Here is a 16,118-nt window from a genome sequence, read left to right on the forward strand (position 1 = left end):
CAATGTCGGTATTTAAAACTCAAGAAACGTACTGGGAAAACCTGTTTGATGAAGAAGACGGCCTAAGCGCATTCCCTTACTTTAAAGCAGCGGATAAAGCGTCGTTGGCCCGTACCGGCTACCAGGAAAAATGCATCTGCCGTTCCTTATCTCCGGAAGTATCTCAAAGAATCATGACAATGGCGAATCATTCCGATATGGCGGCCTATCTGATTTTATTGGCGGGTATTGAATGCTTGTTATATAAATATACGGATCGAACGAGCCTGATTCTTGGCATTCCAACGGTATCGAAGCAAAAAGCCGGCCAGTCAGCCGTTAACAACATTGTCCTCTTAAAAAATACGCTTTCAAACGAGAGCACATTTAAAACCGTATTCGGGCAGCTGAAAGAAGCCGTTAATGATTCTCTGAAAAATCAAAACCTGCCGTTTAGAAAAATGGCCCGGCATCTGAGCGTGCAATACAATGACGAGCATATGCCTTTGGTTCATACCGTCGTTTCGCTTAACGAAATTCATTCCTTGCAATGTAAAGAAGATACTGCAACCGATACGCTGTTTCACTTTAATTTGGAGAACAACGGGATTCATTTGAAGCTTTTTTATAACGGCAATCTGTACGATGAGCGCTATATCAATCAAATTGTATCCCATTTGGATCAGCTGCTGTCTGTGATCCTGTTTCAGCCTCAAGCCGCGATCCATACGGCAGAGATCTTACCGGAAGCGGAAAAACAGAAGCTATTGTTTGATTTTAACGACACCGTCAGAGATTTCTCCGGGAGCAGAACAGTCTATCAATTATTTGAAGAGCAGGCAGAAAGAACGCCTGAGCATGCGGCCGTCAAGTTTAAAAACGACCATTTGACGTACAGGGAACTGAATGAGAAGGCGAGCCGTTTGGCAAGAACATTGCGTAATTGCGGGGTTCAACCCGATACGTTAGTCGCCATTCTCGCTGATCGTTCATTAGAGATGATCGTATCCATTATAGCTGTTTGGAAGGCAGGGGGCGCTTATGTGCCCCTGGATCCTGAATATCCAAAAGAGCGGCTTCAATATTTGCTTCATGATGCGGATGCAGACGTTCTCCTTGTTCAGCATCATTTAAAAAACAGCCTCGCCTTTGACGGCCCGGTGATTGATTTGAATGATGAGGCATCATACCATGCCGATTGCTCATTGTTATCACCAGTAGCGGAACACAGCCATTTAGCCTATGTCATTTATACGTCGGGTACAACAGGAAAGCCGAAAGGGGTCATGGTTGAACACGGCGGCATTGTGAACTCGCTTCAGTGGAAGAAGTCGTTTTTCAAGCATTCTCCGGCGGATCGCGTGCTTGTCTTGTACCCGTATGTTTTTGATGCGTTCATTTTAAATTTCTTCGGCCCGCTCATCTCGGGGGCAACTTTGCACCTTTTGCCTAATAAAGAGAATAAAGAAACTTTCGCCATTCAAAATGCCATAAAACAAGAAAGAATTACCCATTTTTCAACTTCCCCCCGTCTTCTGAAAACGATGATCGAACAGATGAACAGAGAGGATTTCATCCATGTTCAGCATGTTGTTGTAGGCGGTGAGCAGCTGGAAACAGATACAGTTGAGAAGCTGCATTCTCTGCAGCCTCGCATTCGGATCAATAATGAATACGGACCGACAGAAAACAGCGTGGTATCTTCATTTCACCCTGTTCAGTCCGCTGATGAACAGATCACAATCGGCAGCCCGGTGGCCAACCATCAAGCTTATATTTTAGGAGCGCACCATCAAATCCAGCCGATCGGCGTACCGGGAGAGCTGTATGTCGGAGGAGCGGGAGTGGCCCGCGGCTACCTCAATCGGCCTGAATTGACGGAGGAAAAATTTGTGGAGCATCTGCATGTCCCTGGTCAAAAGATGTATAAAACGGGGGATCTCGCAAGATGGCTGCCGGATGGAAGAATCGAATATTTAGGGCGGATTGATCATCAAGTGAAAATTCGCGGCTACCGGATTGAGATCGGCGAGGTAGAGGCAGCCATGTTCAATCTGGAAAACGTTCGTGAAGCCGCAGTCGTCGCGCGGGAAGACGCAGACGGGGCCAAACAATTGTATGCCTATTATGTCGGCGAGCCTTCTTTGACCGCTGCGCAGTTCAGAGAAGAATTATCCCGGGAACTGCCTAATTATATGATTCCCTCCCGCTTTATCCCATTGGAACGCATTCCGCTCACTTCCAATGGGAAGATTGATCTGAAAGCTTTGCCTGCTGCTGACGAAAATACGCGGGCGGAAAACGAATACATAGCCCCGCGGAACACAATAGAAGAACTGCTGGCGTCTATCTGGCAAGAAGTATTGGGGGCAGAACGTATAGGAATTTTGGATAATTTCTTTGATTTTGGCGGAGATTCGATTAAATCAATTCAGGTGTCATCCAGATTGTATCAAGCCGGATACAAGGTTGATATGAAGCATTTGTTTAAACACCCCTCGATTGCTGAACTCAGTCAGTTTGTAGCACCGGTCAGCAGGGTGGCTGCTCAAGGAGAAGTGAATGGCGGAACCAAGCTGACCCCGATACAGCATTGGTTTTTTGAGCAAAAAATGCCGCATGCACACCATTACAATCAGGCCGTCATGTTATATTCGGCGGAAGGCTTTAAAGAGGGCCCCCTTCGCCGGACGATGGGACGGATCGCGTCACATCACGATGCCTTGAGGATGATTTTTGAAAAAACGCCGGATGGATACGCTCCGCGAATTACAGGAACAGATGAAAGTGAACTATACCATCTGGAAGTGATGAATTATAAAGGGGAAACCGATCCGGCTCAAGCGATTGCCGATAAAGCGAATGAGATTCAAAGCAGCATGGTATTAGACAAAGGGCCATTGATGAAGCTCGGTTTGTTCCAATGTCCGGACGGAGATCATTTGCTGATTGCAATTCATCATTTGCTGATTGACGGAGTATCCTGGCGTATTTTACTCGAAGATTTTGCAAGCGGATATGAGCAGGCAGAACGCGGACAAACGATCCAGCTCCCGCAAAAAACAGACTCGTTTCCATCCTGGGCCGATCAATTGTTCAAATATGCGGCGGAAACCGATATGGAAGAGGAGATTGCGTATTGGACCGAGCTTTCAAGTATAAAGCCTCAGCCATTGCCTAAGGACACTATCAGCGAAGGGTCGTTATTAAGAGACAGCGAAGAAGTGACGATTCAATGGACAAAAGAGGAAACGGAGCAATTATTAAAACAAGCGAACCGCGCCTACAACACGGATATCAACGATCTGCTGCTGACTTCGTTAGGGCTGGCTGTTCACAAGTGGACAGGCACGGAAGACATTGTCGTGAATTTGGAAGGCCACGGGAGAGAACCGATTATTCCGGATGCTGACATTTCCCGCACGATAGGATGGTTCACAAGCCAGTACCCTGTCGTCCTGAGGATGGAAGCCGGAAAAAACCTGTCGCAGCGGATCAAGATCGTAAAAGAAGGGCTGCGCCGTATCCCTGACAAAGGAATGAATTACAGCATCATCAAATATATATCCGGGCACTCGGAAGCCGACAGCCTGCAGCTGAATCCGGAGATATCGTTTAATTATTTGGGACAATTTGACCAAGACCTGAAGCATCAGGCTTTGCGCATCTCGCCTTTTTCCACAGGGTTGTCAATGAACGAAAAACAAGAGAGAACGGCCGTGCTTGATTTGAACGGCATGATTGCCGAAGGGACATTATCACTGACACTGAGCTACAGCAGCAAACAATACGAAAGATCTACTATGGCTCAATTTGCCCGGGGGTTGAAAGAAAGTCTGCAAGAAGTCATTGCACATTGCGTAAGCCGGCAGCAGACTTCTCTCACACCAAGTGACATCCTGTTAAAAGACATCTCAATCGACGAACTGGAACAGCTTTTGGAGCAGACGCGTGAATTAGGCGAAGCGGAAAATATTTATCCATTAACGCCGATGCAGAAAGGCATGCTGTTTCACAGCTTATTTGATCCGAATTCAGGTGCTTATTTTCAGCAAACGATGTTTGATCTGCATGGAGATCTGGAAATTGATTCATTTTCAAAAAGCTTGGACGGCTTATCGCAAAAATATGATATTTTCCGCACGAATTTTTACAGAGGCTGGAAGGATCAGCCGCTCCAAATCATATTCAAAACGAAAAAAATCGGTTTTCAATTCAATGACTTACGAGAGATGAAGGAATCACAAAAAGAAGCGATGATTCAGCAGTATGCCAGAGAAGATAAGATGCGGGGGTTCGACTTAGAAAAAGGCGCGTTAATGCGGTTATTTATCCTTCGTACGGATGAAAAGACATACCGTTTTATCTGGAGTTTCCACCATATTTTGATGGACGGCTGGTGTCTGCCGCTGATTACAAAAGAAATTTTCGAGAATTACTTTGCTTTGCTTCAGCAAAAGCAGCCTGAACAATCGTCAATTACTCCGTACAGTCAATATATTGAATGGCTCGGCCGGCAAGATGCGAAAGAGGCCGCGGCTTATTGGGATAAGTACTTGGAAGGATATGAGGAGCAAACCGGCCTTCCTAAGGATCACCATGCAACGGAAGACGGACGATACGTTCCTGAAAAAGTGACGTGTGACATAAGCTCCGATCTCACTTCGAAAATGAAGCGGACGGCCGGCAAGCATCATGTCACGCTGAACACGCTGCTGCAGACGGCATGGGCGGTTTTGCTGCAGAAATATAACCGCAGCCGGGACGTTGTGTTTGGAAGTGTTGTATCCGGAAGACCTGCTGGAATTCCAAACGTGGAAACCATGATCGGCTTATTCATTAACACCATTCCCGTCCGGTTCCGATGTGAAGCCGGGACAACGTTTGCCGGGCTTATGAAAGAGGCGCAGGAAAGGGCTGTAGCGTCTCAACAATTTGAGACACACCCGCTGTACGATATTCAAGCGCGTACAACGCAAAAGCAAGATTTAATTACACATTTAATGATATTCGAAAATTATCCGGTTGATCAGTATATGGAAAGTATAGGCCGCCAAAACGGAACATCCATCACGATTTCCAACGTACAAATGGAAGAACAGACCAACTACGATTTTAATTTGACTGTTATTCCGGGCGACGAGATGAACATCTCTTTTGAATACAACGCAAATGTGTATGAGCGGGCAAGCATAGAGCGGGTTCGGGAACATTTCATGCAAATCCTGCATCAAGTCGTGACAGATGCGGATATTCGGGTGGATCAAGTTGAATTGTTAACGGAAGGCGAAAGAAGAACCCTTCTGCAGACGCTTAACGACACGGCCGCGCCGTTTCCGCAGACGCCGGTTCATCAATTATTTGAAGAGCAATCGCAGCGTACGCCCGATCAAGCAGCCGTCATTGATAAGGACATGCAGCTCACGTACGGAGAGCTCAATAAGCGGGCCAACCGACTGGCGCGAACGTTAAGAGCGAAAGGAGTGCAGGCGGATCAGCCTGTAGCCATCATCACAAGAAACAGCATCGAATCGGTGGTCGGAATCCTTGCCGTTTTAAAATCAGGCGGAGCCTATGTCCCTATAGATCCGGAATATCCGCAAGACCGCATCCGGTATATGCTGGATGACTCCCAAGCCGGAATCGTTTTAATGCAGCGGGACGTCAGGAAACAGCTTGCCTATGAAGGCGCCACGGTTTTACTGAATGATGAAAGTTCTTATCACCAAGATGACTCTGACCTTGCTCCGGCAAATGATGCGAGTCATTTGGCATATGTCATTTATACGTCAGGTTCCACAGGGCGGCCAAAAGGCGTATTAATCGAGCACGGAGGCTTGACCAATTATATTTGGTGGGCGAAAGAGGTTTATGTAAAAGGCGAGAAAGCCAACTTCCCATTGTATTCGTCAATTTCTTTTGATCTGACGGTGACTTCTATTTTCACGCCGCTTGTCACAGGCAATGCAATCATCGTCTATGATGGAGAGGATAAAACAGCTCTGCTTGAATCGATTGTGCGGGACCCGAGGGTGGATATCATTAAATTGACCCCGGCCCATTTGCAGGTCTTGAAAGAAATGAACATTGCCGATCAAACGGCTGTCCGAAGAATGATTGTGGGCGGGGAAAACTTAAGCACCCGGTTAGCCCGCAGCATTCATGAACAGTTCGAAGGCCGGATTGAAATATGCAATGAGTATGGACCGACGGAAACCGTTGTCGGCTGCATGATTTACCGTTACGATGCCGCAAAGGACAGACGGGAATCGGTACCGATCGGAACCGCTGCGGCAAACACGAGCATTTACGTTCTTGATGAGAATATGAAACCCGCGCCGATCGGTGTCCCGGGAGAGATCTATATCAGCGGCGCCGGTGTGGCAAGAGGATATTTGAACCGTCCCGAATTAACGGCAGAGAAATTTGTCGATGACCCGTTTGAACCCGGAGCGAAGATGTATAAGACCGGGGATTTGGCGAAGTGGCTGGCGGACGGAAACATTGAATATGCGGGCAGAATAGATGAACAAGTGAAAATCAGAGGCTATCGTATCGAATTAGGCGAGATCGAGGCGGCACTGCTTCAAGAAGAAGCGATCAAGGAAGCTGTCGTTACAGCCAGAGAGGACGTCCACGGGTTTAAACAATTGTGTGCATATTACGTGAGCGGCGGGCAAACAACGGCAGCCCGGCTCCGGAAACAATTGTCACACAGCCTGGCGGGTTATATGGTTCCGGCTTATTTTATCGAGCTTGATGAAATGCCTTTAACTTCTAACGGAAAAATAAACAGAAAAGGGCTGCCGGCTCCGGATTTCGAGCTGCAGGACAGAGCAGAGTATAAAGCTCCCCGAACAAAAGCTGAAGAAATATTAGTTTCTGCCTGGGAATCGGTATTAGGCGCTGAAAACGTCAGTATTCTTGATAATTTCTTTGACCTTGGCGGAGATTCCATTAAATCCATTCAAGTATCCTCCAGATTAAATCAGCAAGGATACAAAATGGAAATCAAAGACTTGTTTCAATATGCAACAATTGCTGAATTGAGTCCGCATATCAAGCAGAATCTGCGTATAGCCGATCAAGGTGAGGTCAAAGGAAAAGTCAGCCTGACTCCTATTCAGCATTGGTTTTTCGAACAAATAACAACAGATCAGCATTATTACAATCAAGCCGTCATGCTGCATGCGCCGGAAGGTCTTCAGGAAACGCAGCTTCGTCAAACCCTGCAAAAGCTTGCTGAACATCACGATGCGCTCCGCATGACGTTCCGGACTACGGAAAATGGCTGTGAGGCACACAATGAAGAAATCGCCCAAAGCGGGCTGTACCGCTTAGAAGTCCTGAATCTGAAAGAAGATCCCGATCCGGGACGTACAATTGAAGCCAAAGCTGATGAGATACAAAGCAGTATGCATTTAAGTGATGGGCCGTTAATGAAAGCCGGGTTGTTTCAATGCGCAAATGGAGATCATCTGCTCATTGCCATCCATCATTTGCTGATTGACGGAGTATCCTGGCGTATTTTACTCGAAGATTTTGCAAGCGGATATGAGCAGGCAGAACGCGGACAAACGATCCAGTTCCCGCAAAAAACAGACTCTTTCCAATTATGGGCTAAGAGACTCTCAGAATATGCGCAAAGTGAAACCATAAAACAAGAACAGGAATATTGGACAAAAATCGAACAAACCGAAGTCAAACCGCTGCCTAAAGATTTTCATGAAACCCATACAACTGCAAAAGACAGCAAAACAGCAACTGTGGAATGGACGAAAGAGGAAACGGAGCTCTTATTAAAACAAGCGAATCGCGCTTATCACACGGAAATAAACGATTTGCTTTTAACTTCTCTGGGTCTTTCCATATCGCATTGGTCAGGACTGGAACAAATTCCGATTCATTTAGAGGGACACGGCCGAGAACAGATTATACAAGATATAGATATCTCCCGCACGGTCGGGTGGTTTACAAGTCTGTATCCGGTTGTGCTGCACGCGCAGCCGGGCAAAGAAATCTCTGATTATATCAAGACGACCAAAGAAGGATTGCGCCAAATTCCGTATAAAGGGATCGGATATGGAATAGCAAGGTACTTAAGCGGCGGAATGCCATCGAAACTCAATCCTGAGATCAGCTTTAACTACCTGGGACAGTTTGACCAAGATTTACAGCAGCATGGGGTTCAGTTATCTTCTTATTCTTGCGGTTCAGACTCAAGCGGACATCAAGAAAGACCGTATGTATTGAATATAAACGGAATGATCACCGAGGGCCGGCTGAAGCTTACGATCAGCTACAGCAGCAAACAGTACGCAAAAGAAACGATCATGCGGTTATCGGAAACGATTCAAAGCCGCCTGCGGACCATCATTACGCATTGCGTTCATAAAGAACAATCGGAACTGACGCCAAGCGATATTTTGTTAAAAGGCATGTCCATTGGCGAATTGGATCAGCTCCTCATTCAACTGCCGCATGCAGGTGAGGTTGAAAACGTGTATCCGCTCACTCCGATGCAAAAAGGAATGCTCTTTCACAGCCTGCTGGACGAGGCCTCAAGTTCTTATTTTGAACAAGCATCGTTCGATTTGCAGGGAGAGTTAAAGATTGATTGGTTTAAAGCAAGCCTTGAACGATTATTTGAAACATACGCCGTGCTCAGAACCCGTTTTTACAGCGGCTGGAACGATACTCCTTTACAAATTGTCTATAAAACGCAAACACCGCAAATTCATTTTGCAGATTTGCGTGATAGAGAGGAGCACCTGAGAGAGGATGCAATCGCAGCCTATCAAAGAGAAGACAAGGCAAAAGGATTTGACTTGGCTCGGGATCCGCTGATGCGCATAGCGATTTTCCGTATGGAAGACCGCAAATATCATTTGATTTGGAGCTTCCATCATATTGTGATGGATGGCTGGTGCCTGTCTCTTATCACGAAGGAAGTGTTTGATCATTATAGCGCCTTACAGGAAGGAAGGGAACCAGAACCGCCATCGGCAGCTCCTTACAGCGACTATATCGAGTGGCTTGACCGCCAAGATCAGGGAGCGGCAAAGCGGTACTGGAGCGGGTATCTTGAAGGATATAAAGGTGAAACCACGCTTCTTCATAAAATAGCGCAGCATGAACAAAAAGAATACGCCTATGCCAATGTGATCTGCCGATTTGATCACGAACAGACAAAACAATTACAGCAGATCGCAAATCAGCATCAGGTTACGTTAAATACGTTGATCCAAACGTTATGGGGAGTATTATTACAGAAATACAGCGGGTCCGCAGACGTTGTCTTCGGCAGTGTCGTGTCGGGAAGGCCGGCGGAAATTCCTGATGTGGAACAGATGATCGGCCTGTTCATCAATACGATTCCGGTCCGCATCCGTTGCGATGAGGACAGCACTTTTGCTGATACGATGCAAATGGTTCAACAAAACGCGCTGGCTTCCCAATCGTACGATACCTATCCTTTATACGAAATACAGGCCCAAACGGAACAAAAGCAAAACTTAATTGATCATATCATGATCTTTGAAAATTATCCGATAGGGCAGCAAGTTGAAGAGACGGGACATTATGGTACGGAGCTGAACATTACGAATTTTCATATGCAGGAACACTCCCACTATGATTTGAATGTGGTTGTCATACCTGGCAAACAGCTGGCCGTTCATTTCGGTTTTAATGAAAACGAATATGAAAAATCAGAAGTGGAGCGGCTCCGAGGTCATTTTGAAAAACTCATGCAGCAAGTATTGCGGCAGCCGTCTGTCAAAATAGAAGATTTGGAGCTTCTCTCTCAGCAAGAAAAAGAATATCTGCTCAGCCGCTTTCAGTCTAATGACATGCATTACCCGCGTAAAAAAACGATTCATGAGTTGTTCGAGGAACAGGCGCATCGTACTCCGGACAATACAGCGGTTGTATTCGAGGGTAAACAATTCACCTACGAAGAACTGAACCGGCGTGCCAATCAGCTTGCTCGAACCTTGCAGGCAAAAGGAGTGCAGGCGGATCAGCTTGTCGGCATTATGACTGAACGCTCGCTTGAGATGGTTGTAGGCATCTTGGGAGTTTTAAAAGCGGGCGGTGCATATTTGCCGATAGATCCTGATTCTCCGTCTGAACGCATCCGTTATATTTTAAATGATTCAAGCATCAGCGTATTGCTTTACTGCGGGAAGCTGCAGGATGACATCGGCTTCTCAGGAACATGTATCGATCTCATGGAGGAACATTTCTATCACGAAAAAGACAGCAGTCTTGCACTCTCTTATCAGTCCAGTCAACTGGCCTATGCCATTTATACTTCCGGCACGACAGGCAAGCCTAAAGGCACGTTAATTGAACATCGCCAGGTCATCCACCTGATAGAAGGGCTGAGCCGCCAAGTATACTCTGCCTATGATGCGGAGCTGAATATAGCCATGCTCGCTCCATATTATTTCGATGCTTCTGTTCAGCAAATGTATGCTTCCTTGCTGTCAGGCCATGCCTTGTTTATTGTTCCGAAAGAGATAGTGTCAGACGGTGCTGCCTTATGCCGTTACTATCGGCAGCATTCGATTGACATCACTGACGGAACACCTGCCCACTTAAAGCTTTTGATAGCTGCAGGTGATTTGCAGGGAGTCACGCTTCAGCATCTTTTAATCGGAGGAGAGGCTCTTTCCAAAACGACGGTAAATAAGCTCAAGCAATTATTCGGCGAGCATGGCGCTGCGCCTGGGATTACTAATGTATATGGGCCTACGGAGACTTGCGTAGACGCGTCTCTGTTCAACATTGAATGTTCTTCCGATGCTTGGGCACGCAGCCAAAACTATGTCCCTATAGGCAAGCCGTTAGGCAGAAACCGAATGTACATTCTTGATTCAAAAAAACGGCTGCAGCCGAAGGGCGTCCAAGGCGAGCTGTATATTGCAGGGGACGGTGTCGGGCGGGGTTACTTGAACCTGCCGGAACTGACGGACGAAAAATTTGTTGCCGATCCGTTTGTACCGGAGGACCGAATGTACAGAACCGGTGATCTGGCCCGCCTTCTGCCGGATGGAAATATTGAATATATCGGCCGGATTGATCATCAGGTGAAAATTCAAGGTTTTCGGATTGAACTCGGTGAAATCGAATCGGTGATGCTGAACGTTCCTGATATTCAAGAAGCCGCCGCAGCTGCCCTTAAAGATGCAGATGATGAATATTACTTGTGCGGATACTTTGCAGCAGATAAGACAATACAGATCAGTGAACTTCGCGAAAGAATGGCCCGGCATTTACCCGGATATATGATCCCGGCTCATTTTGTGCAGCTGGATAAGATGCCGCTGACGCCAAACGGGAAGTTGAATCGCCAGTTATTGCCGGCTCCGGTCAAAAAGCGTGACAGCGGCATAGAGTACGTCCCGCCGCAAACTTCGGCAGAAATCCAGCTGACAGCAATTTGGGAGGATGTCCTTGGACTAGAGCAGGTGGGGATCAGAGATCACTTTTTTGAGATCGGCGGACACTCCCTGCGGGCAACGGCGCTGATTGCAAAAATACAAAAGCAAATGCATGTCCAAATTCCTTTGCGGGACGTCTTCCGTTTCCCAACCATTGAACAGCTCGCACGGACGATCACGAAGACGGAGCTGACCGGGTATGCCGCGATTCCTGCAATTGAAAAAAGACCTTATTATCCGGTATCCTCAGCACAAAAACGGTTGTACATCCTGAATCACTTGGAAGGCGGAGAACTCAGTTACAACATGCTGGGACTGATGACTGTGGAAGGAAAGCTTGATCGTGACAAGCTGCAGCAAGCCTTCCGCACGCTGATTTTGCGCCATGAATCTTTGCGCACCGGTTTTAAAATGGCTGACGGAGAACCTGTTCAGTATGTCTTGGATCACGCGGCGTTTGAAGCAGAGTGGTACCAAGGGGAAGAAGTTGATGCGGACCTTTATATCCGCCAATTTATTCGTCCTTTTCACCTGGATGAGCCGCCGCTGCTTCGCGTAGGGCTGATTGAACTTCAATCTGACCGGGGAATTCTGATGTTTGATATGCACCACATTATTTCTGACGGAACATCCATGAGCGTATTGATCAAAGAATTTATCCGGATTTATGAAGGAGAGACATTACCGCCCCTGCGCATCCAGTACAAGGACTACGCGGTATGGCAGACCGGCGAAGCGAGATTACAGCAGATTCAAAAACAAGAAGCCTATTGGTTAGAGCTGTACAGCGGCGACGTTCCTGTCCTTCATCTGCCGGCCGATTATATCCGGCCGTCGGCACGGGATTTTGCGGGAGCCACAATGCATTTTACGCTTGATAAGCAAAAAAGCGACGGATTAAAGCAGCTGGCATCCCAAACTGAATCGACTTTATATATGGTGCTCCTTGCGTCTTATACATTATTGCTTTCAAAATACAGCGGCCAGGAAGACATTATTGTCGGCAGTCCTATAGCGGGAAGACCGCACGCCGATTTGGAACCGATTATCGGAATGTTTGTCAATACATTGGCGATGAGAAATTACCCTGAAAAAGGGAAGACGTTCTCTCAGTATCTGTCCGAAGTGAAGGAGAATGCATTAAAAGCTTATGAACATCAGGATTATCCGTTCGAAGCGCTGATCGATCAACTGAATATCGCCAGAGACTTGAGCCGCAATCCATTGTTTGACACCATGTTTGTGCTTCAAAACACGGAGCAGGAACAGTTAGAGATAAATGACATCACTTTCAAACCATATCCAAACGGACATACGATGGCGAAATTTGATCTAACTTTAACTGCTGTGGAAGAAGGGGCGGGTATTCAGTTCACGATGGAATACTTGACGGCTCTGTTTAAACCGGAAACGATCGAACGGATGATGGGGCATTTTGAACAGCTGGTTGATTCAATTATTAAACAGCCTGAGGCCGAGCTGGCTCGTTTAAATATGATGACCAAGGAAGAGGAAAGAGACATTCAGCAACTCTTTAACGATACTGCAGTTGCGGAAAAACGAATTCCGACAACGATTCATCAGCTTTTTGAGCAGCAGGCTGAGCGTAACCCGGATCATGAAGCCGTCATGTTTGGAAATCAGACGCTGACTTATCGTCAGCTGAATGAACGTTCCAATCAGCTGGCGCGCGTTCTTCAAGATAAGGGTGCCTGCACTGATCAGGTTGTTGCCGTTCTCACGGATCGCTCAGCACATATGATCATCGGCATTTTAGCCATATTAAAGGCCGGCGCAGCATTTCTCCCTATCGATCCGGAGCTTCCCGAAAAACGGCGGGCTTTTATGCTAAAAGACAGCGGTGCCGATGTGCTTTTGACTTGTGCAGGTCACGCTATTCCGCCGCTCTTTGAAGGAGAAGTGCTTCTGCTTGATGATCCGTTACTATATCAAGGCAGAACAGACAATCTTAATCTTTCCTGCTCGGAAAATGATTTAATGTATGTTATTTACACGTCAGGCACAACAGGGCAGCCGAAAGGCGTTCAGCTGGAGCACAAGACGATGACGAATCTGCTCGCTTATGAGCAGGATCATACGCAGCTTCGCTTTGACAGAGTGCTGCAATTTGCCGCAATGAGCTTTGATGTCTGCTATCAAGAAATGTTCTCCGCGCTTTCAAGCGGAGGAACACTCTTTATCATCGGCAATGAGGCAAAACGTGACATACGGCAGCTCAATGATTTTGTCAGAACGCACGGGATACAAACAGCATTTCTCCCGACAGCGTTCCTTAAGCTCCTTGCCTCAGAGAAACACTATTTCGAACCGTTTGCCGAGTGCGTGGATCACATCATCGCTGCGGGAGAACAGCTCATCGCAACAAGGATGCTGCGTGACATGCTGGCACGACACCAAGTCACATTGCATAATCATTACGGTCCGTCGGAGACGCATGTTGTGACCATGTATACCGTCGATCCTGATACAGATCAGGAGCTTCAGCCGATCGGAAAACCGATTTCAAATACGGAGATTTTCATTTTGAATGAAGCCGGAACGCTTCAGCCTGTCGGAATCGTCGGTGAACTTTGTATTTCAGGAGTGAGCTTGGCCAGAGGCTATCATAACAGGGAGTCTCTGACGCTCGAAACTTTTGTTCCGCACCCATATGACTCGAATCAACGGATGTATAAAACAGGCGATCTGGCTCGTTACCTTCCTGAGGGAAACATTGAATATGCGGGAAGGAGGGACCATCAAGTCAAAATCCGCGGTTATCGGGTTGAACTCGGTGAGGTGGAAGCCGCTCTTCTCAAGCACGTACAGGAAGCAGTTGTCCTAGCAAAAGAAAATACCGATGGCCAAAGCGATTTGTATGCCTATTTTACAGCAGAGCAATCACTCTCGATCAGTCAGCTGAAAGAAAAACTTGCTGGCCAAATACCGGGATATATGATCCCTTCATACTTCATCCAGCTGGAGAAACTGCCGCTAACCGGCAATGGAAAAGTAAATCGAAGAGCATTACCGATGCCTGAAGCAGGTTTGCAAACGGGGACTGACTACGTTGCTCCGCGGACGAATATGGAAGAGCAGCTGATATGCATCTGGCAAGACGTTTTGAAGGTAAAAGAAATAGGTGTAAAAGATAACTTTTTCGATTTGGGCGGCCACTCGTTGCGAGGGATGACGCTCATCGCCAAAATTCATAAGCAATTCAGCAAAAACATTTCATTAAGAGAAGTCTTTCAATGTCCGACAGTTGAAGAAATGGCACAGGCTATTGCAGAAGCTGAAACCAACGGACCGGACTATATTCCGAAAGCCAAAGCAAAAGATGTCTATCCCGTATCGTCCGTGCAGAAGATGGTTTACCTGTCAACACAAATAGAAGGCGGAGAACTGAGCTACAATATGCCGGGAATTCTTACATTAGAAGGAAAACTCGACATGAATCGCTTGCAAACCGCTTTCCAAAGACTGATCCAGCGCCATGAATCGCTGCGTACCGGTTTTGAAATGGTCCGCGGAGAACCGGTGCAGGTGATCAAATCGCAAGTGGAGTTTTCGATGGAAAGATACAAAGCAACAGCCGACGAGGTTGAGGAATGTTTCCGGGCCTTCGTGCGGCCGTTCGATCTCAGCCAAGCTCCATTACTCAGGGCCGGACTCATCGAGTTAGAACAAGACCTGCATATTTTCATGTTTGACATGCACCACATTATCACGGACGGCGCCTCCATGAATATTTTTGTCGAAGAACTGATTCAATTGTATGACGGCAAAGAGTTAGCTCCGCTCCGTATTCAGTACAAAGACTTTACGGAATGGAAACATCAAAAAGAACAAAGAGAACGAATCAAGAGCCAGGAAGAGTATTGGCTTGGTGTATTTCATGAAGAGCTCCCGTCATTCGAGCTGCCGAAAGATTTTGCGAGACCGTCGGTTAGAAGCTTTGATGGGAAAAGGCACAATTTTACGCTCGATAAGACTGTCACCCAAGGGATAAAGCAGCTGGAAGAATTGACCGGAACGACCGCTTACATGATTCTATTCTCGGCCTATTCCATACTGCTGGCAAAATACAGCGGTCAGGATGATATCGTTGTCGGTACACCTATTGCAGGGAGACCGCATGCGGATTTGGAACCCATTATCGGAATGTTTGTCAATACATTAGCCATCCGCACCGCTCCAATGGCGGAAAAGACATTTTTGGATTATATAACGGAAACGAAAGAAACCATGCTGAAGGCTTTTGAACATCAAGAGTATCCTTTTGAAGAATTAGTTGAAAAACTGGGTGTGAAACGGGACTTAAGCCGCAATCCATTGTTTGATACGATGTTTGTCCTGCAAAATACCGAACAAACAGATATTGAAGTGGACTCTCTCGCAGTCAGGCCTTATGAACAAACAGAGACGGCAGCCAAGTTTGATTTACAGCTGAACTTCTTAATAGATCAAGATGAGATTCAGGGCAGTTTTGATTACTGTACGAAACTGTTTAAAAAGAAAACCATTGCTGTATTGGCCAAGGATTACGTCATGATCCTTTCGGCGATTATGAGAAACCCATCCATTCCTTTAAAAGACATTCAATTAAGCGAAAAAGTAAACAAAAGTAAACATCTCGCAAGCACAATCGAATTGGATTTCTAATCACAGGGGCAGCGGCTGTCCCGGCAT

Annotated in this window: 1 protein-coding gene; it reads left to right on the forward strand. The window is 46.7% G+C overall.

What is annotated here, in order from left to right; genetic code table 11:
* Positions 1 to 2 precede the first annotated feature (2 nt).
* The gene (locus tag SB24_RS00570; RefSeq protein WP_039251355.1) at positions 3 to 16,091 is read left to right on the forward strand and encodes a non-ribosomal peptide synthase/polyketide synthase; all 16,089 of its coding nucleotides are present in this window, start codon (positions 3 to 5) and stop codon (positions 16,089 to 16,091) included.
* Positions 16,092 to 16,118 lie beyond the last annotated feature (27 nt).

The sequence above is a fragment of the Bacillus sp. Pc3 genome, assembly GCF_000815145.1.
In the GTDB taxonomy this organism is placed as follows: domain Bacteria; phylum Bacillota; class Bacilli; order Bacillales; family Bacillaceae; genus Bacillus; species Bacillus velezensis.